The sequence below is a fragment of the Pseudomonas sp. B34(2017) genome (assembly GCF_002112915.1).
GTDB lineage: Bacteria > Pseudomonadota > Gammaproteobacteria > Pseudomonadales > Pseudomonadaceae > Aquipseudomonas > Aquipseudomonas pharyngis.
Genome location: NZ_NEJA01000010.1, coordinates 147734 through 174131 on the forward strand (window position 1 = coordinate 147734; position 26398 = coordinate 174131).

Below are 26398 nucleotides of genomic sequence, written 5' to 3' on the forward strand. Positions count from 1 at the left end.
GCTGCGATCTTTCAGGGGTTCTCACATGCCTTTGACGGCGAAGATCCCGTTAGCGTTGCGCCAGTAGCCTTTGTAGTCCATGCCGTAACCGAAGATGTAACGGTCGATGCACGGCAGACCGACGAAGTCGGCTTTCAGGTCAGGACGGGCCTTGCGGTCGTGATCCTTGTCGATCAGCACGGCGGTGTGCACTTTGCGCGCGCCGGCGTGACGGCAGAAGTCGATGATCGCGCCCAGGGTGTGACCTTCGTCGAGGATGTCGTCGATGATCAGCACGTCGCGGTCGATGAACGAGACTTCAGGCTTGGCTTTCCAGAACAGGTCGCCGCCGCTGGTTTCGTTGCGATAGCGGGTGGCGTGCAGGTAGGACGCTTCCAGCGGAAACTGCAGATGGGTCAGCAGTTTGCCGGAGAAGATCAGGCCGCCGTTCATCACGCAGAACACCACCGGGTTGCTGTCGGCCAGTTGTTCGTTGATTTGTGCACCGACACGGGCAATGGCAGCCTCGACTTCAGCTTCGGTGTACAGGCAGTCAGCCTCTCGCATGATTTGACGGATATGCTCGAGATCAGCGGACATGGCGCTCTCCAGGGGGGTCTGTTTCGGAAAAGCGAGCAAAGGTACGCATCCCGCACGGCCGAATCAAGCATTTGTGGACTAACGTACTGTATGTCCTATAGGACATCACCGTCGGATAGATTAATCTAGGCCGGTTTTTTTGCCCGCCGCCGGAGCCTTTCCCCATGTCCATCCAAGAGATCCGCCATCCGCTGATCCGTCACAAACTTGGCCTTATGCGCCGTGCAGACATCAGCACCAAGAATTTCCGCGAACTCGCGCAGGAAGTCGGTGCCCTGTTGACCTATGAAGCGACCAAAGACCTGCCGCTGGAAACCTACGATATCGAAGGTTGGTGCGGCACCGTGTCGGTCGAGAAAATCGCCGGCAAGAAGATTACCGTCGTGCCGATCCTGCGTGCCGGCATCGGCATGCTCGAAGGCGTGCTGAGCCTGATCCCGGGTGCGAAGGTCAGCGCCGTCGGCGTTGCCCGTAACGAAGAAACCCTGCAGGCCCACACCTATCTGGAAAAACTGGTTCCGGAAATCGACGAACGCCTGGCCATGATCATCGACCCGATGCTTGCCACCGGCAGCTCCATGGTTGCGACCATCGACCTGCTGAAGAAGGCCGGTTGCAAGGACATCCGTGCGATGGTGCTGGTTGCCGCGCCGGAAGGCATCGCCGCTGTCGAGAAAGCTCACCCGGACGTGATCATCTACACCGCGTCCATCGATCAGAAACTCAACGAGCACGGTTACATCATTCCTGGGCTTGGCGATGCCGGTGACAAGATCTTCGGCACCAAGCAGAAGGACGCGTAAGCATGCAGCAAGAGTTCAACGATCCGCTCTGGCGCACCGTGCTGTCCGGCGCACAGATGCTGTTCGTGGCTTTCGGCGCCCTGGTGCTGATGCCACTGATCACGGGCCTGGACCCGAACGTGGCACTGTTTACCGCGGGTCTGGGAACGATCCTGTTCCAGATCGTCACCGGGCGTCAGGTGCCGGTATTCCTCGCGTCGAGCTTCGCTTTCATCACCCCGATCATTCTCGCCAAGGGCCAGTTCGGCCTCGCCGCGACCATGGGCGGCGTGATGGCGGCCGGTTTCGTCTACACCTTCCTCGGCCTGGCCGTGAAGATCAAAGGCACCGGGTTCATTGACCGTTTGCTGCCGCCGGTGGTGATCGGCCCTGTGATCATCTCCATCGGTCTGGCCATGGCGCCGATTGCCGCGAACATGGCGATGGGCAAGGCCGGCGACGGTTCGGAACTGATCCATTACCAGACCGCCATGATGATCTCGATGCCGGCGCTGCTGACCACATTGATCGTGGCGGTGTTCGGCAAAGGCATTTTCCGTCTGGTGCCGATCATTTCCGGCGTGCTGGTGGGTTTTGCCCTGTCCTTCTACTTCGGCGTGGTCGACACCGCGAAAATTGCCGCGGCACCGTGGTTCGCCCTGCCGGCCTTCACCGCACCGGAGTTCAACTGGCAGGCAATCCTGTTCATCGTCCCGGTAGCTTTGGCCCCGGCCATCGAACACATCGGCGGCGTGATTGCCGTCGGCAGCGTGACGGGTCGCGACTACCTGAAGAAGCCGGGCCTGCATCGCACCCTGCTCGGTGACGGTATCGCCACCACCGCAGCCGGCCTGTTCGGCGGCCCGCCTAACACGACCTACGCGGAAGTCACCGGCGCAGTGATGCTGACCAAGAACTACAACCCGAAAATCATGACCTGGGCGGCGATCTTCGCCATCAGCCTGGCGTTCATCGGCAAGTTCGGCGCCCTGCTGCAAAGTATTCCGGTGCCGGTGATGGGCGGGATTCTGTGCCTGCTGTTCGGTTCGATCGCGGCGGTGGGGATGAACACCTTGATCCGTCACAAGATCGACCTGGGTGAGGCGCGCAATCTGGTGATCGTTTCGGTGACCCTGGTGTTTGGTATCGGTGGCGTGCTGGTCGGCACCGGCACCGGTCCCGACGACTTCGGTCTCAAAGGCATCGCGCTGTGCGCGGTGGTGGCGATTGCGTTGAACCTGCTGCTGCCGGGTAATGACGGCTGGAAGCAGAAGAAGGCGGATGAGCCGCTGATCTAAGCATTGGCTTCAAGATCGTTCCCGCGCGGATCACCCCACACTGATCGTTCCCACGCTCTGCGTGGGAACGCCTCTGGGGACGCTCCGCGTCCAGTGACGCGGAGCGTCACGGGCTGCATTCCCACGCGGAGCGTGGGAACGATCAATCATCGACGATCATTAAAGGGCCAATGGCGCCCGTTCACAAAGTGTTGCCAACGCCTTCGCCCATTGCGGGTCATCATTCAGGCACGGCACCAGCACCAGCTCCTCTCCCCCCGCTTCGCAGAACTGTTCCTTGCCGCGATCGCCGATCTCTTCCAGGGTCTCGATGCAATCGGCAACAAACGCCGGGCACATCACCAGAATCTTCTTCACGCCGCTTTTGGCCAGCTCATCCAGCCGCGCTTCGGTGTAGGGCTCGATCCATTTCGCCCGGCCCAGCCGCGACTGAAACGACACCGACCACTTGCCGTCCGGCAGCCCCATACGCTCAGCGAACAACGCCGCTGTGCGCAGACATTGGGCGCGATAACAGGTGGCCAATACGGCAGCCGAGGCGTTTTTGCAGCAATCTTCATTCTTGAAGCAATGATTGCCGGTCGGGTCGAGCTTGGTCAGGTGCCGCTCAGGCAAACCATGGAAGCTCAGCAACAGGTGATCGTAATCCTGCTGCAAGTGCGGTTTGGCGCTGGCCACCAGGGCGTCGAGGTATTCCGGTTGATCGTAGAACGGCTGCAACACCGACAGTTGCACATCGAGTTTTTTCTCGCGCACCACCCGCTTGGCTTCTTCGATCACCGTGGTGGTGGTGCTGTCGGCGAACTGTGGATAAAGCGGCGCTAGGGTGATGCGTCTGTGCCCCGCCGCGACCAGCTTCAACAGGCTTGTCTCAATCGACGGCTCGCCGTAACGCATGGCCAGCTCAACCGGACCGTGAGTCCACTGCGCCTTCATCTGCTGTTGCAGGCGACGACTGAGTACCACCAGCGGCGACCCTTCGTCCCACCAGATCGAGGCGTAGGCGTGGGCCGACTGCTCCGGGCGCTTGATCAGAATCAGCGACACCAGCAGACGCCGCACCGGCCACGGCAGGTCGATCACGTAAGGATCCATCAGGAATTGATTGAGATAGCGGCGCACGTCGGCCACCGAAGTGGAGGCCGGCGAACCCAGGTTGACCAGAAGCAAGGCGTGATCGGTCATGCAACGTCCTATTTCAGAGGCGGCTGGAAAGATCGTCCAGGGCCGCGCGTAAATCCGTGAACCGGAAAGTGAATCCCGCTTCCAGCAAGCGTTTGGGCGTGGCCCGTTGGCCACCCAGCAACAGCAATGACATCTCGCCGAGCCCGACCTTCAAGGCGAGGGCCGGCATCGGCATGAACGCCGGGCGGTGCAACACGCTGCCCAGGGTCTTGGCGAATTCGCGATTGCGCACAGGTTTCGGCGCGCACGCATTATAAGGACCGCTCGCCTGATCGCGGTGCAGAAGAAAATCAATCAGGGCGATTTGGTCATCGATATGAATCCACGGCATCCACTGCCGACCGTTGCCCAAAGGCCCGCCCAGCCCGAGCTTGAACGGCAGCAGCAGGCGCGACAAAAAGCCGCCCTCGGCCGACAGCACCAGCCCGGTGCGCACCAGCACCACGCGAATGTCCATCGCTTCGGCGCGTTGCGCGGTTTCCTCCCAGGCGATGCATAACTGGCTGGCGAAATCGTCAATCACCGGTGGGGAGTCCTCGGTCAACTCGCGCTCGCCGCCGTCACCGTACCAACCCACGGCCGAGCCCGAGATCAGCAGCGACGGTTTCTGCCCGCGATGTTCCAGCCACGCCAGCAACGCTTCGGTCAGCGTGATCCGGCTGCTCCACAACAACGCCTTGCGCCGATGGGTCCACGGCCGGTCGGCAATCGGCGCGCCGGCCAGGTTGACGATCACGTCGACCGGTTCGTCGCCAAGGTCCTCCAGACGCGCAATGCCACGCACCTGGGCGCCACAGATTTTCGCGACTTTTTCCGGACGACGACTCCAGACCGTCAGGCGATGCCCCTGTGCGGACCAGTGCCGGCAAAGCTGACGTCCGATCAATCCAGTACCGCCGGTCAGCAATATGTGCATGACTTCTTCCTCGCGTGGCGTTTTACCCCGATCACTAGTCTATTTTTATAAACAGGGATCTTTTCTATCGGGCAGGCTCTATTGTTTAACCATAGGCCAAGCTGTCAGAACAAGAACGCTGGAAGTTATACCAAAAAACATAATTGTACAGGTTTCATCCACGGCGTAGTCTGTACAGAAAGGTAAACGAGGCCCCTATGACTGTACCTATCGCAATCATTGGCACCGGCATTGCCGGACTCTCCGCCGCCCAGGCGCTGACAGATGCCGGGCATACCGTTCAGTTGTTCGATAAAAGTCGCGGCAGCGGCGGGCGCATGTCGAGCAAGCGCAGCGATGCCGGTTCGTTGGACATGGGTGCGCAATACTTCACTGCCCGTGATCGGCGCTTCGTGACCGAAGTCCAGCGCTGGCAAAGCAAAGGCTGGGTCGCCGAATGGGCACCGCAGCTCTACACCTTTCATGGCGGGCAGTTGAACCTGTCGCCGGACGAACAGACCCGCTGGGTCGGCACGCCGCGCATGAGCGCCATCACCCGGGGCCTGCTCGATGGCCTGGAAGTGCATTTCGCCTGCCGGATCACCGAGGTCTATCGCGGCGAAGAACACTGGCACCTGCAAGATGCCGAAGGTTTCACCCACGGGCCGTTCAGCCACGTGGTGGTCGCCACACCGGCGCCTCAGGCTACTGCCCTGCTGGCCTCCGCACCGAAACTCGCCGGTGCCGCCGCCGGCGTGAAAATGGACCCGACCTGGGCCGTCGCCCTCGCCTTCGATACACCGCTGGATACGCCAATCGAAGGCTGCTTCGTCCAGGACAGCGCCCTCGACTGGCTGGCTCGCAACCGCAGCAAACCGGGACGCGACACCACGTGCGACACCTGGGTCCTGCACGCCACCAGTGCCTGGAGCCGGCAGCACATCGATCTGCCCAAGGAAGCGGTGATCGAACAATTGCACGGTGCCTTCGCCGAGTTGTTGCACAGCGCCATGCCGGCCCCGACCTTCAGCCTCGCCCACCGCTGGCTCTATGCCCGGCCGGCCAGCAGTCATGAATGGGGCACCCTGGCCGACGCCGACCTGGGCCTGTATGCCTGTGGCGACTGGTGCCTGTCGGGTCGGGTCGAAGGGGCATGGCTCAGCGGTCAGGAGGCGGCAAGACGCTTGCACGAACACCTGCAGTGAATCGCATCAATCCGCGCAAATTGCTGCTGTCGAAATGGACAGCAGCTCACCCGCAAAACCGTGAAAAGCATTTTCTGGTGACCGAACTGTTCCGCGACGAGGACGGCACGGTGCTGGAAATCGAACTGCAGGCGGTGCTGACCCGGCGTACCGAGCAATGCGACTGGCATGCCCTGCAGGATGATTCACGCTGGAAAATGGGCTGGCGCTAAAAACCTCAAAAAAACTTATACAAACAATTTGACTTGTACACCCATGAATCTATGCTGAAGGCATGTTGTACAGATCAGATTGTCTGTACAGGTTCAGATTCGAGGTTGCTGCATGTCCGACTCATCGACGTCCCTACCGAAAATCGCCATCAGCGCCTGCCTGATGGGCGCCGAAGTGCGCTACAACGGCGGGCACAAGGAATCGCGGCTGTGCAGCCGCACCCTGGCCGAGCATTTCGAATTCGTTCCCGTCTGTCCTGAAGTAGCGATTGGTCTGGGGATTCCCCGCGAGCCGATTCGTCTGGTGGGCGATCCGCAAAAGCCTGATGCAGTCGGCACCGTCAATCCGTCGATCAACGTCACCCAGCCATTGGCCGCCTACGGCGAGAAAATGGCCGGGGAGCTCAATGACATCTGCGGCTACATCTTCATGCAGCAATCGCCGTCCTGCGGACTTGAGCGAGTCAAGGTCTACCACGCCAACGGCGCACCGGTGAATGGTGGTGGGCGTGGCATTTACGCCGAGGCGTTCTGTGCACAGCATCCGGATCTGCCGGTGGAAGAAGCCGGGCGTCTCAACGATCCGGTGCTGCGGGAGAATTTCATCACCCGCGTGCTCGCCTACCGCGAATGGCAGCAGGTGCTCGAGCAGGGCTTGAGCCGCCGTGCACTGACCGAATTTCACTCGCGCTACAAATACCTGCTGATGGCCCACAACCCGGTGCAATACAAGGCGCTGGGCAATCTGCTGGGCAACATGGGCCAGACCGACCCGGCCGAGCTGGGCCCGCGCTATTTCAGCGAACTGATGGCGGCACTGAAAAAATGCGCCACCCGCCGTACCCACAGCAACGTCCTGCAGCACATCAGTGGCTACCTGAAACAGGCGATCAGCCCTGAAGACAAACAGGAAGTGCAGCACATCATCGGCCAGTACCGGCACGGCATCGTTCCGCTGGTGGTGCCGCTGACCCTGCTCAAGCATCACTTTCGCCTCCACCCGGATCCCTACATTGCGCAGCAGGTGTACCTGCAACCGCATCCGGAAAACCTCAGCCTGCGAAACGCCATTTGATGAATGACTCACTCGACACCAGCGCCCGTGAAGACCTCGGCGCCGACTTCAAGAAAGCCCTCGACGAGGGCTGGCTGCCGATCCGCGAAGTCGCCCGTCAGACCGGCGTGAACGCCGTCACCCTGCGCGCCTGGGAACGGCGCTACGGGCTGATCGTTCCGCAGCGCACGCCCAAGGGTCATCGCTTGTACAACGCCGAGCATGTGCAACGTATCCAGAACATCCTTACCTGGCTCAACCGTGGCGTAGCGGTCAGCCAGGTCAAACCGCTGCTCGACACCGCGCAGACGTTCAACGAACCGGCGCAGGACGAATGGCATCCACTGCGCCAGGCCGCCCTGCTGGCGGTTACCCACCTGAACGAGCGCAGCCTCGACGACGGCATCAACCAGGCGATGGCGCTGTATCCGCCACGCACTCTGTGCGAGCAATTGCTGCTGCCGCTGCTGAGCGATCTTGAACAGCGCTGGCAGGGCCAGTTCGGCGCGCAGATGGAGCGGGTGTTCTTTTATGCCTGGTTGCGCAGCAAATTCGGCGCACGCATCTACCATAACAATCGTCAGTTGCGCACCGCGCCGCTGCTGCTGATCAACCAGTCGGACCTGCCACTGGAGCCGCATCTGTGGCTCTGCGCCTGGCTGATCAGCAGCGCCGATTGCCCGGTGCAGGTATTCGATTGGCCGCTGCCGGCCGGCGAACTGGCGTTGGCAACCGATACCCTGCAAGCCCGTGGCGTACTGCTGTATTCCAGCAAAGCCCTGAACCTGGCGCAGCTACCGAAACTGTTCAACGGTGTCAGCTGCCCAAAACTGATTGTCGGACCAACGGTGTGTATCCACCACGCCGAGCTGTCCACAAAGACTTCCGAACTCGCTGATCTGTTCCTGGCCGAAGACCCCCTTTCGGCACATCGGGCACTCATTGAGCGTGGGTTGATTTAATGATTTCGACAGAGACCGACATGCAATTGATCTGGCTGCGCAGCGACTTGCGCCAACATGACAACACCGCCCTCGCGGCCGCCGCCGAGCGTGGCCCGACCGTCGCCGTGTACCTGTTGAGCCCGCAGCAATGGCAGGAACATGATGATGCTCCGTGCAAGATCGATTTCTGGCTGCGCAATCTGCGTGAGTTGAGCAAAACCCTTGGCGACCTGAACATCCCGCTCCTGATCCGCACCGCGCCTCACTGGGATCAGGCACCCGCCGTGCTGCTCGAACTGTGTCGGCAACTGAAGATCGAGGCGGTGCACGTCAACGAAGAATACGGCATCAACGAAAGCCGTCGCGACGAGGCAGTTGCCAAAGCGTTGCAAGCGGCAGGCATAACCTTCCACAGCTATCTCGACCAATTGCTGTTCAAGCCCGGCAGCGTGCTGACCAAAACCGGCACTTACTTTCAGGTGTTCAGCCAGTTCCGCAAGGTTTGCTACGAACGCCTGCACCGCTCGATGCCGTCGCTGAAACAGCCGCCGGGCAAGCAATCGGCGCTGAATATCACCAGCGACCCGGTCCCGGCAGCCATCAAAAGTTTCCCGACACCCGGCGAATCCCTGCGCGCCCTGTGGCCCGCCGGTGAATCCGAAGCCCGGCGTCGCCTCGACACGTTCGCCGATGCACAGATCGATTACTACAAGAGCGAACGCGACTTCCCGGCCAAACCCGGCACCAGCCAGCTTTCGGCCTATCTGGCTGCAGGCGTGATCTCGCCGCGCCAATGCCTGCACGCCGCCCTGCAAAGCAATCAGGGTGAATTCGAAAGCGGCAAGGTCGGCGCCGTCACCTGGATCAACGAACTGCTGTGGCGCGAGTTCTACAAACATATTCTCGTCGGCTATCCGCGGGTTTCACGGCATCGCGCATTCCGTCCGGAAACCGAAGCTCTGGCCTGGCGTGATGCCCCCGAGGATCTGGCCGCTTGGCAGGAAGCCCGCACCGGCTTGCCGATCATCGACGCCGCCATGCGCCAACTGCTGGAAACCGGCTGGATGCACAACCGCCTGCGGATGATAGTGGCGATGTTTCTGACCAAGAACCTGCTGATCGACTGGCGTGAAGGCGAACGCTTTTTTATGCGCCACCTGATCGACGGCGACCTGGCTGCCAACAATGGCGGCTGGCAGTGGAGTTCCTCGACGGGCACCGATTCGGCGCCGTATTTCCGCATCTTCAACCCGCTCAGCCAGTCGGAAAAATTCGATAGCGAAGGTCTGTTCATCAAGCACTGGTTGCCGGAGCTGGCCGGGCTGAACAAGAAAGAAGTGCACAACCCGGCCAGTGCTGGCGGGTTGTTCGGCGTCGCCGACTATCCGGCGCCGATCGTTAATCTGAGTGCATCACGGGAGCGGGCGCTGGCAGCGTTCAAGAACCTGCCGTCGCGCGCATCTCAAGGAGCGAGTGATGAGTGAATTTCTACGCAGTTTCGCCCAGCGGTTCGCACAGTTGAACAAAGACAATTTGCGCACCCTGGACGAACTGTACAGCGAGGACATTCACTTCACCGATCCACTGCATGAAGTGCAGGGACTGACGCAATTGCGCGGTTACTTCAGCGAGTTGTACGCCAACGTCAACGAACTGCGCTTCGATTTCCACGGCTTCGACCAGATCGGCGAAGGCGAAGGCTATTTGCGTTGGGTCATGAGCTACCGCCACCCGCGTCTGAGCGGTGGGCAACTGATCCGCGTCGCCGGCTGCTCGCATCTGCTCTGGCGCGACAAGGTTTACCGCCACCGGGATTATTTCGATGCCGGAGCGCTGCTTTATGAACATTTACCCGTATTGGGTCGGGTGATTGCCTGGCTGAAAAGGAGATTGGGATGAGTCGTACAGCTCCACGGCGTTATTGGCTGACCGGTGCCAGCAGTGGCATCGGCGCAGCACTCGCGGAAGACATTCTCAAAAGCGGTGCACAGCTGGCGGTCAGTTCCCGCCAGGTCGCGCCGCTCAAGGTTCTGTCACAACGGTATCCGGGACAGGTTCTGGTGGTGCCCGGCGATCTGACCAACAGCCAGACCGTACGCGAAATTGGCGAACAGATAGCCGCGGACTGGGGCTCGCTGGATACCGTCATCCTCAATGCAGGGACCTGCGAATACGTCGACGCTCACCAGTTCGACGCCTCGATCATCGAGCACGTGGTGCGTACCAACCTGCTCGCCAGCAGCTATTGCATCGAAGCCGCCCTGCCCTTGCTGCGCAAAGGTACGGCACCGCATCTGGTGGGGATGGCCAGCTCGGTGACCTATGTGCCGCTGCCACGGGCAGAAGCCTATGGCGCGTCGAAGGCCGGGCTGCGTTATCTGTTCGAATCCCTGCGCATAGATCTGGCGGACGAAGGCATTGAAGTCACGGTGATCAGTCCCGGTTTCGTCGACACGCCGCTGACCGCCAAGAATGACTTCCCGATGCCGCTCAGCTGGCCTGTGGATAAAGCCGCGCGGCATATCTTCGCCAAGCTGAAAGACCGGCCACTGGAAATCGCCTTTCCGGCGTTGTTCATGGCGGTCCTGTGGCCCCTGTCGAAAATGCCTGCACGCGTACAACTGGCGATTGGCAAACGCATGGTGCGCAGCAGCCCGCCGCTAAGGGATGCGACATGAAAATCGCCATCGTCGGCAGCGGCATCGCCGGTTTGACCTGCGCGTACCTGCTCGCACGCCGACACGAAATCACCGTGTTCGAAGCCGACGCCCGGATCGGCGGCCATACCCACACGGTGCCGGTCACCGTGGACGGGCGCGAGTACGCGGTGGACACCGGATTTATCGTGTTCAACGACTGGACGTATCCGAACTTCATTCGTCTGCTTGGCCAACTGGGTGTGACGTTCAAACCCACCGAGATGAGTTTTTCGGTCAACGATCCGGACACTGGCCTGGAATACAACGGCAACAACCTGAACAGCTTGTTCGCCCAACGCAGCAATCTGCTGTCCCCCGGATTCTGGGGCATGTTGCGCGACATCCTGCGGTTCAACAAAGAGGCTCGGCGCGACCTTGCCGAACAGCGGATCGCCACCGACACCACCCTCGACGATTACCTCAAGGCCGGCGGTTACGGCGAGCGCTTCATCCTGCATTACATCGTGCCGATGGGCGCGGCGATCTGGTCGATGCCGATGGCTGAAATGCTCAATTTTCCGTTGCAGTTCTTCGTGCGTTTTTTCGAGAACCATGGGCTGTTGTCGGTCAGTAACCGTCCGCAATGGCAGGTCATCGAGGGTGGCTCCAGTGCCTACATCGCGCCGCTGACCGCATCGTTCAAGGAACGCATCCGCCTGAACTGCCCGGTGGGCCGGATCGATCGCGATGCGCACGGTGTGGTTATCCACAGCCCGGCCGGTATCGAACGTTTCGACAAAGTAGTGCTGGCCTGCCACAGCGACCAGGCCCTGCGACTGCTGGGCAACCCCGACAAGGTCGAACGGGAAATCCTCGGCGCCCTGCCCTACGCCGACAACGAAGTGGTGCTGCACACCGACACCCGCTTGCTGCCCACGCGCAAACGGGCCTGGGCCAGCTGGAATTATCGCCTCGGCGGAGCGGGTCATACCCGGGCGGCCGTGACTTATGACATGAACATTCTGCAAGGCCTGCAGAGCGGCACCACGTTCTGCGTCAGCCTCAACCAGAGCGCTGGCATCACGCCGTCCAAGGTGCTGGCGCGCTTCACCTACGCTCACCCGCAATTCAGCCTCGCGGCCGTGGCGGCACAGCAGCGCTGGGCTGAAATCGACGGCGCGCAACACACGCATTATTGCGGCGCCTACTGGGCCAACGGTTTTCATGAGGACGGCGTGGTCAGCGCCCTGCGCGTGGCCGCAGCCTTCGGAGAAAGCCTGTGAACAGCGCGCTCTACAGTGGCTGGATCGCCCATCGGCGATTTGCCCCGCGCCGTCATGAGTTTCGTTATCGGATCGGCATGCTGTATCTCGATCTGGCTGAACAGGAGACCGTACTGGGCCTGTCCCGCCTGGCAGGCACCAGCCGCTTTGCGCCGTTTTCATTCCGCGAAACCGACTACCTGAAAACCTTCACCGGCCGGGGCGTGCGCCTGAGCGATGCGGTGCGCCAGTTGGTCGGCGAAGCCGTGGGCCATGCACCGCAAGGTTCGATCTGCCTGCTGACCCAGCCGCGCAGCTGGGGTCTGTCGTTCAACCCGGTGAGTTTTTTCTATTGCCACGAGGCCGACGGCCAACTGGCGGCGATTCTCTGCGAAGTCCGCAACACTCCGTGGCGCGAGCGTTATCACTACGTGCTGCCGGCTCGAGCGCCGACCCATCTGCAGGACTTCCACCAGCATTTTGCCGTGGCCAAGGCGTTTCATGTCTCGCCATTCCTGCCGCCGGACCTGGAATACCGCATGAGCTTCAGCCCTGCCGCGCAGGTCCTGGGTGTGCACATGGCCGACTGGCAAGGCGAGCAAAAACTGTTCGACGCCACCCTCGACCTGCGACGTGAACCCCTTGATCGACACCACTTGCACCGGCATCTGTGGCGCTTTCCCTGGATGACTGCCAAAACCGCGCTGGCGATCTACTGGCAGGCGCTGCGCCTGTTGCTCAAGCGCACCCCGGTGTATGACCACCAACGCGCCGACGACCGTTTTCGAACCGCCACTGTACCGACCGAGGAACGCCACCATGAAATCCACTAGCGTCTCGGCCAAAGCCAGCCTGTTCAGCCCTCACGGCCTGAGCGGTTCGCTGCTGCGCCGGGGAGTACTGCGCCAGCTGGAGCAGCTCAAGCAGGGTCAACTGATCGTCATCGAGGACGGCGAGCGCCACGTCTTCGGCACGCCGGGCAGCGCCCTGGTGGGCGAGATTCAAGTTCTGGATCCGGCCGTCTGGGGCCTGGTCGCCGGCAATGGTTCGATCGGTGCGGGCGAAGCCTTCATCCATGGCTACTGGCGCTCGCCGGACCTGACGGCCGTGGTGCGGGTCTTCGTCAGCAACCTTGAAGTGCTCGACGCAATGGAAGGTGGCCTGGCCCGGCTCGGTCGCCCGCTGGTGCGCGGGCTGCACTGGCTCAACCGCAATACGCGCAAGGGCTCGCAGAAAAACATCGCCGCGCATTACGACCTCGGCAATGACCTGTTCGAGCAGTTCCTCGACCCGACCATGATGTATTCCGCCGCGCAGTTTCTCAGCCCCGACGACAGCCTGGAGCAGGCGCAACTGAACAAACTCGAGCGGATCTGTCAGAAGCTCGCGCTCAAGCCCGGCGACCATCTGCTGGAAATCGGCACCGGCTGGGGCAGCATGGCGCTTTACGCGGCGCAGCACTACGGCTGCAAAGTCACCACCACGACGCTGTCGAAGGAGCAGTTCGCCTTCACCGCCGCCCGCATCGAACGCCTCGGTTTGCAGAATCAGGTGACGCTGTTGCTCAAGGATTACCGCGACCTCACCGGCCAGTACGACAAACTGGTGTCGATCGAAATGATCGAGGCGGTCGGCCACCGCTTCCTGCCGACCTATTTCAAGCAATGCGCGCAGCTGCTCAAGAGCAACGGCCTGATGCTGCTACAAGCGATCACCATCCGCGAACAGCGTTACGAACAGGCGCGCCGTGGCGTGGACTTCATCCAGCGCTACATTTTCCCCGGCGGTGCCCTGCCCTGCGTACAGAAAATGCTCGAAATCGTCGGCCGCGACACCGACATGAACCTGCTGCACATGGAAGACTTCGGCCTGCATTACGCCCGCACCCTGCGTCTGTGGCACGAGAACTTTCGCCATGCTCACGGCCGTCTGAGCGAACTGGGCTATGACGATTACTTCCTCAGGCTGTGGGAGTTCTACCTGTGTTACTGCGAGGGTGGATTTCTCGAGCGCACCATCGGCACCGCACAACTGGTGCTGGCCAAACCGGCGGCGATGACCGCGCCTTTGCTGGGCCGGTTCGATGCTTGAACGGTTGGCCAACGCGGTGCTGTTCCAGATCGGCTGGCTGGCCTGCGTGCTCGGTGGCGACAGCCTTTGGTTGCTGCTGGCGCTGGCGGTGCTGGTGATCCATCTGCGCTGGATCAGCAACTGGGCGCAGGAAGGTCGATTGATCCTCGGTGTGGTGATCATCGGCACGGCTGTAGACAGCGTACTGCGAGGCCTCGGGGTATTCGAGTTCAAGGACCTGTCGCCGCTGATTCCGCTATGGCTGATGTTGCTCTGGGCGTTGTTTGCCACGACTTTGCGTCATTGTCTGCAATGGAGCGCGACGCCGTGGTGGCTGGCCAGTCTGCTCGGCGCGGCAGGTGGCGCGCTGTCCTATGGCGCCGGCGGACGACTGGCCGGTGTGCAATTTCCTTTCGGTGAGTTACCGACCCTGATCGGCATCGCGCTGCTGTGGGCGTTGCTGTTTCCGCTGCTGCACCAATTGTCCCGACGGCTGGCGCGCTAAACGCCTGTCAGGCCTTTCACATGCTCATCGGTCACTGCCGTACACTGGCGCCATGAAAACCATTCCCCATCGACAAATTGCCGAGCCCGAGGTCACCTGCTCGACCTGTGCGGCCTGCTGCTGTCAGCTTGAAGTGATGCTGATCACCGACACCGGCGTACCCGAGCGTTTTATCGATACCGACGATTGGGGTGGTGAGGTGATGCTGCGTCTGGACGACGGCTGGTGCGCGGCGCTGGATCGCGACACGATGATGTGCACGATTTACGAGAAGCGCCCGCTGATCTGTCGCGAGTTTGAAATGGGCGCACCGGAATGCATCGACGAACGCCAGGGGATTGCTACGGCGTACCGCTGAGCACAAAAAAAAGGAGCGCCTGGCGCTCCTTTTTTCTTGAACTGACTTTCCGGGTGCTTACAGCGGCATCGTGTAATGCAATGCGTAGCTTTCCACACCGTCGTTGTCGCTGCTCAGACCGGCGTTGGAATAGTGCGTCGCACGGATCCCCACCTCATGTCCGCCATTGAAGCGCAGGCCGAAACCGATACGGTCTTCGAACTGAAAGGAGCCGCCGAGCTTGTTGTCTTCGTATTCGGTGTTGGAGAACAGCGCCACGCCGATCCCTGCCTCGACATACGGTTTGACCGACTGACCGGCAAACTCGTAAACAAATACCGGCGAGAACGACAGGCTGTTGTTGCTCGACGTCTTGTCGCCTTCCCAATAAGTGTAGGCCCCGCTCCAGTAACCGGTCAGACGACCGACATCACTTTGCAGCCAGCTCTTGTCCCAGTCGAAATTCATGCCCAGGCGATAAGTCATGGTCGAATCGCTGGTAGCACCCACTGCAAACTCGACGCCAGCAGCCTGTGCGGTAAAACTTTGCCCCATCAGTGCAGCCGCAATCGCGGCCAAGCAGAATAGTCGCTTCACTTTGAAACTTCCTTTTCCGGAACGATCGTTTGGTTTTCTAGGTCACTCTGCGCTATAGAAATCTGCGCTTGGTCAGAAGTTCAGCTGAATTTTTAGTTATTTCACATTTTTTTTACAAGGTGAATTTTTCGACTTCGCCGGCGGCCTGCCCCAGCAGGACCAAGGTGTTGCGTAAAGACGCGGGATCGGCACTGGTCCAGAATCTGACCGGTCGGTTCGGACCTACGGCGAGCAGATCACGCTCGGCCAGCAGCCGCTGCAGTTGCCGCGCTACCGCCGCGCCGGTATCGATCAGGCTGATGCTCTCGGGGATCATCGACTTGAGCATCGGCTTGAGAAACGGGTAATGGGTGCAGCCCAGAATGATCGTGTCGCAACCTTTGGCCAGTAGCGGGTCAACGTAGTGCTTGAGCAATGCACGCAACTCGGGGCTGTGCAGGTCGCCGCTTTCAATGCGCTCGACCAGTCCGGGACACGGCTGAGTGATAACCCGCACATCCGTGGCGAAGCGGTCGAGCAACGCGGCGAACTTGGCGCTCTGCAAGGTGCCGGTGGTGGCAAGTACGCCGACCACGCCGCTGCGGGTGGCGGCAGCGGCCGGTTTGACCGCTGGCTCCATGCCGACAATCGGCCAGTCAGGAAAATCCCGGCGCAGATCGGCGACGCCGGCCACGGTGGCGGTGTTGCACGCGATCACCAGCGCCTTGGCGCCCTGCTCGCGGAAAAAACCGGCCATCACGCTACAACGCTGGCGGATGAATTCCGGGGTTTTCTCGCCATAAGGGATGTGGCCGCAGTCGCCGAGGTACAGCAGCGATTCATTCGGTAGCAGATGCTGGATTTCCGCCAGTACCGACACGCCACCTACGCCGGAGTCGAATACGGCGATCGGCGCTTCACGCATGCTGCGAACCACAGACGCTGCAGCCGGGGTCGCGCTTGACCCGTAGCTCACGGAAGCGCGACCCCAGCGCATCGATCAAAAGCAGACGGCCCACCAGTGGTTCGCCAAAACCCGCCAGCAACTTCAAGGCTTCCAGCGCTTGCAGGCTGCCGACCAGACCGACCAGCGGCCCGACCACGCCGGCTTCGCTGCAAGTGAGTTCGGCTTCGCTGCCGTGACCGTACAGGCAGTGGTAGCACGGGCTTTCGGCGCGACGCGGGTCGAACACCGAGAGTTGCCCCTCGAGGCGGATCGCCGCGCCGCTGACCAAGGGCTTGCGCGCCGTCACGCACGCGGCGTTGACCGCTTCGCGGGTGGAGAAATTGTCCGAGCAGTCGAGCACCAGATCCACCGCCGCCACGGCTGCAGCGAGGGAATCCTCGTCCAGCGCCTGACGATGAGGCACCAGTTTGATTTCGGGATTGATCGCGCTCAGGCGCTTGAGCGCCGAGTCGACCTTGGTCATGCCGACGCTGTCGGTGTCGTGGATGATCTGGCGTTGCAGGTTGGTCAGGTCGACCGTGTCGAAATCCGCCAGATGCAATTCACCGACACCCGCCGCCGCCAGATACAAGGCCACCGGCGCACCGAGACCACCGAGGCCGACGATCAATACTCGGCTGTCCTTGAGCTTCAACTGGCCATCGATGTCGATGTGTTGCAGCAGGATCTGCCGACTGTAGCGCAACAATTCCTGATCATTCAGCACGGCAGGCGCCCCAGGCTGATCCGTTGATGGCCGCCCAGATCGGTGCGGCTGTGGACTTCGTCGAAACCTTTCGTCAGCAGCAGATCGCGCACGGCGTCGGCTTGATCATAGCCGTGTTCGAGCATCAGCCAGCCACCGGCCTCGAGATGCGCCGGCGCCTGGGCGATGATCAGCCGCAGATCGTCGAGCCCGTCGATGCCGGCCACCAAGGCGCTTTCCGGCTCGAAGCGCACATCGCCTTCCACCAGATGCGGATCGGCCGCGCGGATGTACGGCGGGTTGCTGATGATCAACTCGAAACGCTTGCCTTCGAGGGCGCTGAACCAGTGACTGCTCAGCACCGTCGCATTGTTCAGGTGCAGGCGCTGGCGATTGCGTTCGGCCAGGGCCACGGCTTCCAGCACGCGATCCACGGCGGTGACTTTCCACGCCGGGCGTTCGCTGGCCAGGGCCAGGGCAATCGCCCCGCTGCCGGTGCCGAGGTCAAGCACTTTGGCCGGGGTCGCCGGCAGCAATTCCAGTGCGGCTTCCACCAGCAGTTCGGTGTCCGGACGCGGGATCAGCGTGTGCGGTGCGACTTCCAGATCCAGCTTCCAGAAACCTTGCTGGCCCAGAATGTAGGCCACCGGCTCGCCGCTGCGGCGGCGTTGCAGGTACTCGGCGAAGACCAGTGCGGCTTCGCTGGGCACGATGCGCTCGGGCCAGGTGTGGAGAAAACTGCGCGACTTGCCCAGCGCGGCGGCCAGAAGCAATTCGGCGTCCAGACGCGCGCTGGGCGAATCCGGCAATTCGGCGGCGCGCAACAGGCTGGCGATGATGGTCATTTACTCACCTATCGCTGCGAGCTGGTCGGCCTGGTATTCGGCCAGCAACGGCTCGATCACCGCTTCGACGCCACCGGCGAGGATTTCGTCGAGGGAATACAGGGTCAGGTTGACGCGATGGTCGGTGACCCGGCCCTGGGCAAAATTGTAGGTGCGGATGCGCTCGGAGCGGTCACCGGAACCCACCAGCAATTTACGTTCGCTGGCGATGGCGTTGGCCGCCGCAGCAGTCTGCTGGTCGTTGAGCTTGGCCGCCAGCCAGGCCATCGCCCGGGCGCGGTTCTTGTGCTGGGAACGTTCTTCCTGGCACTCGACAACGGTGCCGGTCGGGATGTGGGTGATGCGGATCGCCGAATCGGTGGTGTTGACGTGCTGACCACCGGCCCCGGAGGAGCGGTAAGTGTCGACGCGCAAATCCGCCGGGTTGATCTCGATGGCTTCACGCTCGTCCGGCTCGGGCAATACCGCCACGGTGCAGGCCGAGGTGTGGATACGGCCCTGGGATTCGGTGGCGGGTACACGTTGTACGCGGTGCGCGCCGGATTCGAATTTCAGCTTGCCGTAAACGTTGTCGCCTTCGATGCGGGCGATGACTTCTTTATAGCCACCGTGTTCGCCTTCGTTTTCCGAAAGGATCTCCACCCGCCAGCCACGCCGTTCGGCGTAACGCGAGTACATGCGGAACAGGTCGCCGGAGAAGATCGCCGCCTCGTCGCCACCGGTGCCGGCGCGGATTTCGAGGAACACGTTGCGCCCGTCGTTGGGATCCTTGGGCAGCAGCATGCGTTGCAGGTCGGATTCCAGCGTGATCAGCAATTCCTTGGCTTCGCGGACTTCTTCCACGGCCATTTCACGCATGTCCGGGTCGCTGTCCTTGAGCAGCGCCTGCGCGCCTTCAAGATCGCTTTGTACGCCGAGCAGCTTTTTATAGCCTTGTACCACCGGCTCAAGTTCGGCGTATTCCTTGGAATAGGCGCGGAATTTTGCTTGATCGGAAATCACTTCGCCGTCGCCGAGCAGCGCGGTCAGTTCCTCGAAACGGTCCTGGAGAATGTCCAGCTTATTGAGCAGTGACGCTTTCATTGCGGTTTTTTATCCGAAAAGCTATCCGGTGAGCCCTCGAGGGCAAAGAGTTCCTGAGCCATGGCCAGCGCATCGAGGCGGCCTTCGGCAGAAAGCTTTTTCAACTGCACGCTCGGGGCGTGCAGGAGTTTGTTGGTCAGGCCGCGGGCCAATTGCCCGAGGACGTCTTCGGCGTTGCCGCCGTTGGCCAGCAGGCGCAGGGCCTTTTGCAGTTCTTCGTCGCGCAGGCGTTCGCTCTGTTGACGATAGGCCTTGAGCACATCGACCGCCGCCAGCTCGCGCAGGCGCACCATGAAATCGTCGGCGCCGACCGAAACCATCTCTTCGGCCGCCTGCGCTGCCCCCTGACGGCTCTTGAGGTTTTCGGCGACCACTTCGTGCAGATCGTCGACGCTATAGAGGTAAACGTCGTCGAGTTCGCCGACTTCCGGCTCGATGTCACGGGGAACGGCGATGTCGACCATGAAGATCGGTTTGTGCTTGCGCAGCTTCAGCGCGCTTTCCACCGCGCCCTTGCCGAGGATCGGCAACTGACTGGCGGTAGAACTGATAACGATGTCGCTGCGTACAAGTTCGGCCGGAATGTCCGAGAGCAACACCGCGTGGGCACCGAACTGCTCGGCGAGCAGGCTGGCGCGCTCCAGCGTCCGGTTGGCGACCACGATGCGCTTGACCCCCAGTTCATGCAGATGGCGGGCGACCAGAGTGATGGTCTCGCCGGCACCGATCAGCAGGGCCTGGCTGCGCTGCAGGTCGCTGAAAATCTGTTTCGCCAGGCTGACAGCGGCAAATGCCACGGACACCGGGTTTTCGCCGATGGCGGTGTCGGTGCGCACCTGCTTGGCGGCATTGAAGGTCGCCTGGAACAGTCGCCCGAGCAGCGGCCCGATGGTGCCGGCCTCGCGGGCCACGGCGTAGGCCGATTTCATCTGGCCGAGAATCTGCGGTTCGCCCAGCACCAGCGAGTCGAGCCCGGAGGCGACGCGCATCATGTGACGAACGGCCGCATCGTCTTCATGCACATAAGCACTCGCGCGCAGCTCTTCGAGGCTCAATTGGTGGTATTCGGCCAGCCAGCGCAACACGATGTCCGCCGACACGTGATCCTGTTCTATATACAGTTCACTGCGATTGCAGGTGGAGAGGATCGCAGCTTCGCGGCTGTCGGTGAGTCGGCAGAGCTGCTGCAAGGCCTCCACCAGTTGCTCAGGGGTAAAGGCCACGCGCTCGCGGACGTCTACTGAAGCAGTCTTGTGGTTGATACCGAGTGCAAGGAAGGCCATTCAAGGTCGCTGATGGTGACGTGAAGCCGGCAATTGTCCTACTTCGTCAGATTCAGAACAACTACCGCTGACTATTGTCCCAATTGCCGGCCCCTATAATGGCCACAATCGAGACTCGGTTATGTTTGGCCGAAGGCTTGTGTCATGATGATCCGACCGCAGGTTAGTCGTCCTCTTCCTATATGAATAGATCTTCCGCGTTGCTCCTCGCTTTTGTCTTCCTCAGCGGCTGCCAGGCCTTGGCCCCCGTTCCGCAGGACGGTGCCTCACCGGTCGAAGACACCACGCCGGCCCCTGAAAAGCCCAAGGTTTACAGCTCGTTCAGCCAGGAGACGGTGTTCAGCCTGCTGAGCGCCGAACTCGCCGGTCAGCGCAATCGTTTCGACATTGCCCTGGACAACTACGTGACCCAGGCCATCAACACCCAGGATCCGGGTGTTTCCGAGCGTGCGTTCCGCATCGCCGAGTACCTGGGCGCCGACCAGCCAGCCCTCGATACCGCGCTGATCTGGGCAAAAAATGCCCCGGACGACCTCGAAGCGCAACGCGCCGCCGCCGTGCAACTGGCCCGCGCCGGGCGCTATGACGACTCGATGGTCTATATGGAGAAAGTCCTGCAGGGCAAGGGCGACACCCATTTCGACTTCCTCGCGCTGTCGGCTGCCGACACCGATCAGGAAACCCGCAACGGCCTGATGAAAAGCTTCGACCGCCTGTTGCAGCGTCACCCGAACAACAATCAGCTGATTTTCGGCAAGGCCCTGCTGATGCAGCAGGATGGCGACACCAAAGGTGCCCTTGCCCTGCTCGAAGACCATCCGCCGGAAGACGGCGAGATCGCCCCGATCCTGCTGCGCGCGCGCCTGCTGCAAGGGCTGAATCGCGGCGACGAAGCGCTGCCGCTGCTGCAAAAGAGCATCAAGAAGTATCCGGACGACAAGCGCCTGCGCCTGACCTACGCGCGGATGCTGGTGGAACAGGACCGGATGGACGACGCCAAGGTCGAGTTCTCCACCCTGGTTCAGCAATACCCGGAAGACGACGAACTGCGTTATTCCCTGGCGCTGGTCTGCCTGGAAGCCAAGGCCTGGGACGAGGCCAAGGGCTATCTGGAAGACCTGATCGCCCGGGAAAGCCATGTCGATTCGGCGCACCTGAACCTGGGCCGCATCGCCGAAGAGCGCAACGACCCGCAAGGCGCGCTCATTGAGTATGCCCAGGTCGGCCCGGGCAACGACTATCTGCCGGCGCAACTGCGTCAGGCCGATATTCTGATGAACAACGGCAAGACCGCCGAAGCCCAGAGCAAACTGGCCGCCGAGCGTGACGAGCAGCCAGATTACGCGACCCAGCTGTACCTGATCGAAGCCGAAACCCTGTCCGCCAATAATCAGGGCGACAAGGCCTGGAAAGTCCTGCAACAAGCCTTGCAGCAGTACCCGGACGATCTGAATCTGCTTTACACCCGCGCGATGCAGGCGGAAAAACGCAATGACCTGGCGCAGATGGAAAAAGACCTGCGTCTGATCATCAAGCGCGATCCGGACAACGCCATGGCCCTCAACGCCCTCGGCTACACGCTGTCCGACCGCACTACCCGCTACGCCGAAGCCAAGGCGCTGATCGAGCAGGCGCACCAGATCAACCCGGAAGATCCGGCAGTGCTCGACAGCCTCGGCTGGGTGAACTTTCGCATGGGCAATCTGGAAGACGCCGAGAAATACCTGCGTCAGGCCCTCGAGCGTTTCCCCGATCATGAAGTCGCCGCGCATCTGGGCGAAGTGCTGTGGGCCAAGGGCAAACAGCGCGAAGCAAAACAAATCTGGGGCAAGTTCCTCAAAGACCAGCCTGACAGCACCATCCTGCGCAGCACCATCAAGCGCCTGACCGGATCCGAGACTCTTTAACTCATGTTTTTGCGCCACGTCATAGTTTTCAGCTTCATCGCCCTGCTCGCCGGTTGCGCGGGCTTCGGCGCCCGTGAATCGGTCGAAGGCCACGGCAATCCGGGCCAATGGCGCGAGCACAAACAACAACTGACCGGCCTCGACGGCTGGCAGATCGACGGCAAGATCGGCATCCGCGCCCCGAAAGATTCGGGCAGCGGCACGTTGTTCTGGCTGCAACGTCAGGATTACTACGACATCCGCCTGTCCGGCCCGCTGGGTCGTGGCGCGGCGCGACTGACCGGCCGTCCGGGCGCGGTGTCGCTGGAAGTGGCGAATCAGGGCCGTTATGAAGCGCCGACTCCGGAAGCACTGGTCGAAGAGCAACTGGGCTGGAAACTGCCGGTCTCGCATCTGGCGTGGTGGGTTCGCGGCCTCCCGGCACCGGACAGCAAAAGCCGTCTGACCCTGGATGGCAACAGCCGTCTGGCCAATCTGGATCAGGATGGCTGGCAGGTCGAATACCTCAGCTATGCCGAACAGAACGGTTACTGGCTGCCCGAGCGAATCAAGCTGCACGGCACCGATCTGGACGTGACGCTGGTCATCAAGACCTGGCAACCGCGCAAATTGGGGCAATAACGCATGACCGCTCCACGCCTCACTTTGCCTTCGCCGGCCAAACTCAATCTGATGCTGCACATTCTCGGTCGCCGTGAAGACGGTTATCACGAGTTGCAGACGCTTTTTCAGTTCCTCGACTACGGCGACGAAATTACCTTCGCCGTACGTGAAGACGGCGTGATCCGCCTGCACACCGAATTCGATGGCGTGCCCCACGACAGCAACCTGATCGTGCGCGCGGCGAAGAAACTGCAGGAACAATCCGGATGCTCGCTCGGCATCGATATCTGGATCGACAAGATCCTGCCCATGGGCGGCGGCATTGGTGGCGGCAGCTCGAATGCGGCCACCACCCTGCTCGGCCTCAATCATTTGTGGCAACTGGGTTGGGATGAAGATCGACTGGCTGCACTGGGCCTGACACTGGGCGCGGACGTGCCGGTGTTCGTGCGTGGCCACGCAGCTTTCGCCGAAGGTGTCGGCGAGAAACTGACCCCGGTCGAGCCCGCCGAACCGTGGTACGTCGTGCTCGTTCCGCAAGTCTCTGTTAGTACGGCAGAAATTTTTTCAGATCCTTTGTTGACACGTAACACGCCGCCCATTAAAGTGCGCCCCGTTCCCGAGGGAAACAGTCGAAATGACTGCTTGCCGGTGGTCTCGAGGCGTTATCCAGAAGTACGTAACGCATTGAATTTGTTAGGTAATTTTACCGAAGCAAAACTCACCGGAACTGGAAGTTGTGTGTTTGGGGGCTTCCCAAGCAAAGCTGAAGCTGATAAAGTCTCGGCCCTTCTGACAGAGACCCTTACAGGGTTTGTAGCAAAAGGAAGCAACGTTTCGATGTTGCATCGCAAGCTGCAAAGTCTGCTCTAAAGGAATCAAGTGCCCGGCACTTGCAAGCAACAGATACAGGGGCGTCGCCAAGCGGTAAGGCAGCAGGTTTTGATCCTGCCATGCGTTGGTTCGAATCCAGCCGCCCCTGCCATTTTCCTATACTCATCCAGGTATACCCTCAGCCTTCAGGTACTGCGCGTGTCCAAGATGATGGTCTTTACGGGGAACGCTAACCCCGATCTGGCTCGGCGTGTCGTACGTCAGCTGCATATCCCTCTCGGTGACATCTCTGTCGGTAAATTCTCCGACGGCGAAATTACAGCCGAGATCAATGAAAACGTTCGCGGTAAAGACGTCTTCATTATTCAGCCGACTTGCGCTCCGACCAACGATAACCTGATGGAACTGGTAGTGATGGCTGATGCCTTCCGCCGCTCCTCGGCTACTCGTATCACTGCTGTTATTCCTTATTTTGGTTATGCCCGTCAGGATCGCCGTCCGCGTTCCGCACGTGTGGCTATCAGCGCGAAAGTCGTTGCTGACATGCTTACCGTAGTCGGCATCGACCGTGTTCTCACGGTTGATCTGCATGCTGACCAGATTCAGGGCTTCTTCGATATTCCGGTAGATAACATCTACGGCTCCCCGGTTCTGGTGGATGACATCGAAGATCAGCGCTTCGAGAACCTGATGATCGTGTCCCCGGACATTGGTGGCGTCGTGCGTGCACGTGCCGTTGCCAAATCCTTGGGCGTGGATCTCGGGATCATCGACAAACGCCGTGAGAAAGCCAATCACTCTGAAGTGATGCATATCATCGGTGATGTCGAAGGGCGTACCTGCATCCTGGTCGATGACATGGTCGATACCGCCGGCACTCTGTGCCATGCGGCCAAGGCCCTGAAAGAGCATGGCGCAGCCAAGGTCTTTGCCTACTGCACACACCCTGTGCTGTCGGGTCGGGCCATCGAGAATATCGAAAATTCCGTGCTGGACGAGCTGGTGGTCACTAACACCATCCCGCTGTCCGCTGCAGCACAAGCCTGTGCACGTATCCGTCAACTGGATATCGCACCGGTTGTTGCCGAAGCGGTTCGCCGCATCAGCAATGAAGAATCGATCAGCGCGATGTTCCGTTAAGGGCCCTGCCCTTCTCGAAATGTCTCGTTGACGAAAAGCGCCCCGCCCCGGCATTCCTGCCGGGGCGGGGCTTTTTTGCCCATACCGTGTTCGGCGCTGGTCGCAAACGCCACTCGGTCATGGCTATTTTGGAGATACAAAATGAACGATTTTACTTTGAATGCTGAACTGCGTTCCGACCTGGGGAAAGGTGCGAGCCGCCGCCTGCGTCGTCTCGCTGCCCTGGTTCCAGCTGTTGTTTACGGTGGCGACAAAGCCCCTGAATCCATCAGCATGCTGGCCAAAGAAGTTGCCAAACTGCTCGAAAACGAAGCTGCCTACAGCCACGTTATCGAACTGAACGTTGGTGGCACCAAGCAGAACGTGATCATCAAGGCCCTGCAACGTCACCCGGCCAAAGGCCACGTGATGCACGCTGACTTCGTACGCGTTGTAGCTGGCCAGAAACTGACCGCTATCGTTCCTGTGCACTTCATCAACGAAGCTGCTCCAGTGAAGAAAGGCGGCGAAATCTCGCACGTTGTTGCCGAGATCGAAGTTTCCTGCCTGCCGAAAGATCTGCCTGAGTTCATCGAAGTCGACCTGGCTAACGCTGAAATCGGCACCATCGTTCACCTGTCGGACATCAAGGCTCCTAAAGGCGTTGAGTTCGTTGCTCTGGCACACGGCGATGACAAGGCTGTTGCCAACGTCCACGCTCCACGTGTTGCTCCAGAAGCTACCGAAGAAGGCGCAGCAGAGTAATTCACTCTGTCATGCCTGAGTGAGCAGGTAACATCGCGGACTGGAACGTAGCGAGAAAGCGGGCGGGAACGCGGAGTTTACATCCATGGTAAATGAGCATTTTTCGTCCACTTTCGCCGCCTTCCCTGATCGCGGCGATGTTATCCACCACTCAAAGGAAGGGCCCCTATCGTGACTGCCATCAAACTGATCGTTGGCCTGGGAAATCCAGGCGCTGAATACGAACAGACCCGGCATAACGCAGGGGCCCTTTTTGTTGAGCGCATCGCCCACGCACAGAACGTGAATCTCGTGGCCGATCGCAAGTATTTCGGCCTGACCGGGCGTTTTTCGCATCAGGGTCAGGATGTTCGTCTGCTGATTCCCACCACCTACATGAACCGCAGCGGCCAGGCCGTGGCGGCACTCGCCGGTTTCTTCCGCATCAAGCCCGAAGAAATCCTGGTGGCACATGACGAACTCGATCTGCCTCCGGGCGTCGCCAAACTCAAAGTCGGCGGCGGCCATGGCGGTCACAACGGGTTGCGCGACATCATTGCGCAATTGGGTAATCAGAATACGTTCCACCGCCTGCGGCTTGGCATCGGCCACCCGGGCGTCGCCAGTATGGTTTCAAATTTCGTCCTGGGTCGTGCGCCACGCGCCGAACAGGAAAAACTCGATGCCAGCATCGACTTTGCCCTCGGCGTGCTGCCGGATATCCTCGCCGGTGAATGGAACCGCGCGATGAAAAACCTGCACAGCCAGAAGGCCTGACTCTAATC

Annotated in this window: 29 protein-coding genes and 1 tRNA gene; 21 read left to right on the forward strand and 9 right to left on the reverse strand. The window is 60.7% G+C overall.

What is annotated here, in order from left to right; all coding sequences use genetic code 11:
* Positions 1-21 precede the first annotated feature (21 nt).
* Positions 22-579, reverse strand: a complete 558-nt coding sequence (locus CAF80_RS27540) for a hypoxanthine-guanine phosphoribosyltransferase (protein ID WP_007951681.1) — start codon at positions 577-579, stop codon at positions 22-24.
* Positions 580-743: 164 nt separating this feature from the next.
* Here CAF80_RS27540 and upp point away from each other — a divergent pair, with 164 nt between their 5' ends.
* Together upp and CAF80_RS27550 are read left to right on the forward strand one after the other, a co-directional pair.
* Positions 744-1382, forward strand: coding sequence for a uracil phosphoribosyltransferase (gene upp, locus CAF80_RS27545; protein ID WP_007951682.1), 639 nt, complete (start codon positions 744-746; stop codon positions 1380-1382).
* Positions 1383-1384: 2 nt separating this feature from the next.
* On the forward strand, positions 1385-2659 hold the full coding sequence (locus CAF80_RS27550; RefSeq protein WP_039766305.1) for a uracil-xanthine permease family protein: 1275 nt from the start codon (positions 1385-1387) through the stop codon (positions 2657-2659).
* Positions 2660-2818: 159 nt separating this feature from the next.
* Here CAF80_RS27550 and hemH read toward each other — a convergent pair whose 3' ends face one another.
* A complete protein-coding gene (gene hemH / locus CAF80_RS27555) occupies positions 2819-3844 on the reverse strand; it encodes a ferrochelatase (RefSeq protein WP_039766307.1) in 1026 nt (341 codons plus the stop codon).
* Positions 3845-3857: 13 nt separating this feature from the next.
* The gene (locus CAF80_RS27560; protein WP_039766308.1) at positions 3858-4760 is read right to left on the reverse strand and encodes a TIGR01777 family oxidoreductase; all 903 of its coding nucleotides are present in this window, start codon (positions 4758-4760) and stop codon (positions 3858-3860) included.
* Between the two features lie 197 nt (positions 4761-4957).
* Between CAF80_RS27560 and CAF80_RS27565 the strand changes: the two genes are divergently transcribed.
* The 12 genes from CAF80_RS27565 (at position 4958) to CAF80_RS27620 (ending at position 14988) form a co-directional block, all read left to right on the forward strand.
* Positions 4958-5944, forward strand: coding sequence for an NAD(P)/FAD-dependent oxidoreductase (locus CAF80_RS27565; protein ID WP_039766309.1), 987 nt, complete (start codon positions 4958-4960; stop codon positions 5942-5944).
* Positions 5941-6156, forward strand: a complete 216-nt coding sequence (locus CAF80_RS27570) for a TIGR02450 family Trp-rich protein (RefSeq protein WP_039766311.1) — start codon at positions 5941-5943, stop codon at positions 6154-6156. Before CAF80_RS27565 ends, CAF80_RS27570 begins: the two co-directional genes overlap by 4 nt.
* A gap of 112 nt (positions 6157-6268) precedes the next feature.
* The gene (locus CAF80_RS27575; RefSeq protein WP_074690984.1) at positions 6269-7231 is read left to right on the forward strand and encodes a DUF523 and DUF1722 domain-containing protein; all 963 of its coding nucleotides are present in this window, start codon (positions 6269-6271) and stop codon (positions 7229-7231) included.
* On the forward strand, positions 7231-8172 hold the full coding sequence (locus tag CAF80_RS27580) for a MerR family transcriptional regulator (RefSeq protein WP_074690983.1): 942 nt from the start codon (positions 7231-7233) through the stop codon (positions 8170-8172). The genes CAF80_RS27575 and CAF80_RS27580 overlap by 1 nt, the downstream gene beginning before the upstream one ends.
* 20 nt (positions 8173-8192) lie before the next feature.
* Positions 8193-9638, forward strand: coding sequence for a deoxyribodipyrimidine photo-lyase (gene phrB / locus CAF80_RS27585; RefSeq protein ID WP_170928301.1), 1446 nt, complete (start codon positions 8193-8195; stop codon positions 9636-9638).
* A complete protein-coding gene (locus CAF80_RS27590; protein WP_039766317.1) occupies positions 9631-10053 on the forward strand; it encodes a nuclear transport factor 2 family protein in 423 nt (140 codons plus the stop codon). Before phrB ends, CAF80_RS27590 begins: the two co-directional genes overlap by 8 nt.
* A complete protein-coding gene (locus CAF80_RS27595; protein ID WP_039766318.1) occupies positions 10050-10832 on the forward strand; it encodes an SDR family oxidoreductase in 783 nt (260 codons plus the stop codon). Before CAF80_RS27590 ends, CAF80_RS27595 begins: the two co-directional genes overlap by 4 nt.
* A complete protein-coding gene (locus tag CAF80_RS27600; protein ID WP_085668180.1) occupies positions 10829-12076 on the forward strand; it encodes an NAD(P)/FAD-dependent oxidoreductase in 1248 nt (415 codons plus the stop codon). The genes CAF80_RS27595 and CAF80_RS27600 overlap by 4 nt, the downstream gene beginning before the upstream one ends.
* A complete protein-coding gene (locus CAF80_RS27605) occupies positions 12073-12888 on the forward strand; it encodes a DUF1365 domain-containing protein (protein ID WP_085668181.1) in 816 nt (271 codons plus the stop codon). The genes CAF80_RS27600 and CAF80_RS27605 overlap by 4 nt, the downstream gene beginning before the upstream one ends.
* Positions 12875-14146 carry a cyclopropane-fatty-acyl-phospholipid synthase family protein gene (locus CAF80_RS27610; protein WP_085668182.1) on the forward strand — a complete coding sequence of 424 codons (1272 nt, stop codon included), beginning with the start codon at positions 12875-12877 and terminating at the stop codon, positions 14144-14146. Before CAF80_RS27605 ends, CAF80_RS27610 begins: the two co-directional genes overlap by 14 nt.
* A complete protein-coding gene (locus CAF80_RS27615) occupies positions 14139-14630 on the forward strand; it encodes a DUF2878 domain-containing protein (protein ID WP_039766325.1) in 492 nt (163 codons plus the stop codon). Before CAF80_RS27610 ends, CAF80_RS27615 begins: the two co-directional genes overlap by 8 nt.
* A gap of 52 nt (positions 14631-14682) precedes the next feature.
* On the forward strand, positions 14683-14988 hold the full coding sequence (locus tag CAF80_RS27620; protein ID WP_007951707.1) for a YkgJ family cysteine cluster protein: 306 nt from the start codon (positions 14683-14685) through the stop codon (positions 14986-14988).
* A gap of 57 nt (positions 14989-15045) precedes the next feature.
* On the opposite strand, the gene CAF80_RS27625 is transcribed toward CAF80_RS27620, so the two are convergent.
* From CAF80_RS27625 to hemA, 6 genes are all read right to left on the reverse strand, one after another.
* Positions 15046-15564, reverse strand: coding sequence for an acyloxyacyl hydrolase (locus tag CAF80_RS27625; RefSeq protein ID WP_039766327.1), 519 nt, complete (start codon positions 15562-15564; stop codon positions 15046-15048).
* Between the two features lie 112 nt (positions 15565-15676).
* Positions 15677-16468 (reverse strand): glutamate racemase, encoded by a 792-nt coding sequence (murI, locus tag CAF80_RS27630; RefSeq protein ID WP_085668183.1) that lies wholly within the window; start codon positions 16466-16468, stop codon positions 15677-15679.
* Positions 16461-17216 carry a molybdopterin-synthase adenylyltransferase MoeB gene (locus CAF80_RS27635; RefSeq protein WP_039766333.1) on the reverse strand — a complete coding sequence of 252 codons (756 nt, stop codon included), beginning with the start codon at positions 17214-17216 and terminating at the stop codon, positions 16461-16463. Before CAF80_RS27635 ends, murI begins: the two co-directional genes overlap by 8 nt.
* A complete protein-coding gene (prmC, locus tag CAF80_RS27640) occupies positions 17210-18040 on the reverse strand; it encodes a peptide chain release factor N(5)-glutamine methyltransferase (RefSeq protein WP_085668185.1) in 831 nt (276 codons plus the stop codon). Before prmC ends, CAF80_RS27635 begins: the two co-directional genes overlap by 7 nt.
* The gene (gene prfA / locus CAF80_RS27645) at positions 18041-19123 is read right to left on the reverse strand and encodes a peptide chain release factor 1 (protein ID WP_085668187.1); all 1083 of its coding nucleotides are present in this window, start codon (positions 19121-19123) and stop codon (positions 18041-18043) included.
* The gene (hemA, locus tag CAF80_RS27650; RefSeq protein ID WP_039766341.1) at positions 19120-20406 is read right to left on the reverse strand and encodes a glutamyl-tRNA reductase; all 1287 of its coding nucleotides are present in this window, start codon (positions 20404-20406) and stop codon (positions 19120-19122) included. Before hemA ends, prfA begins: the two co-directional genes overlap by 4 nt.
* A gap of 182 nt (positions 20407-20588) precedes the next feature.
* On the opposite strand from hemA, the gene CAF80_RS27655 reads away from it, so the two are divergent.
* The 7 genes from CAF80_RS27655 (at position 20589) to pth (ending at position 26390) form a co-directional block, all read left to right on the forward strand.
* Positions 20589-22313 carry a tetratricopeptide repeat protein gene (locus tag CAF80_RS27655; RefSeq protein ID WP_085668189.1) on the forward strand — a complete coding sequence of 575 codons (1725 nt, stop codon included), beginning with the start codon at positions 20589-20591 and terminating at the stop codon, positions 22311-22313.
* Positions 22314-22316: 3 nt separating this feature from the next.
* Positions 22317-22934, forward strand: coding sequence for a lipoprotein insertase outer membrane protein LolB (gene lolB / locus CAF80_RS27660; RefSeq protein WP_039766346.1), 618 nt, complete (start codon positions 22317-22319; stop codon positions 22932-22934).
* A gap of 3 nt (positions 22935-22937) precedes the next feature.
* Positions 22938-23789, forward strand: coding sequence for a 4-(cytidine 5'-diphospho)-2-C-methyl-D-erythritol kinase (gene ispE / locus CAF80_RS27665; RefSeq protein WP_085668191.1), 852 nt, complete (start codon positions 22938-22940; stop codon positions 23787-23789).
* 37 nt (positions 23790-23826) lie between these two features.
* Positions 23827-23901: transfer RNA gene (locus CAF80_RS27670), tRNA-Gln, on the forward strand.
* 47 nt (positions 23902-23948) lie between these two features.
* Positions 23949-24890, forward strand: a complete 942-nt coding sequence (locus tag CAF80_RS27675) for a ribose-phosphate pyrophosphokinase (protein WP_003171603.1) — start codon at positions 23949-23951, stop codon at positions 24888-24890.
* Positions 24891-25031: 141 nt separating this feature from the next.
* Positions 25032-25634 (forward strand): 50S ribosomal protein L25/general stress protein Ctc, encoded by a 603-nt coding sequence (locus CAF80_RS27680; RefSeq protein ID WP_011335926.1) that lies wholly within the window; start codon positions 25032-25034, stop codon positions 25632-25634.
* 171 nt (positions 25635-25805) lie between these two features.
* Entirely contained in the window at positions 25806-26390 is a 585-nt protein-coding gene (gene pth / locus CAF80_RS27685) for an aminoacyl-tRNA hydrolase (RefSeq protein ID WP_007951726.1), read from the forward strand.
* The last annotated feature ends 8 nt before the right edge of the window (positions 26391-26398 follow it).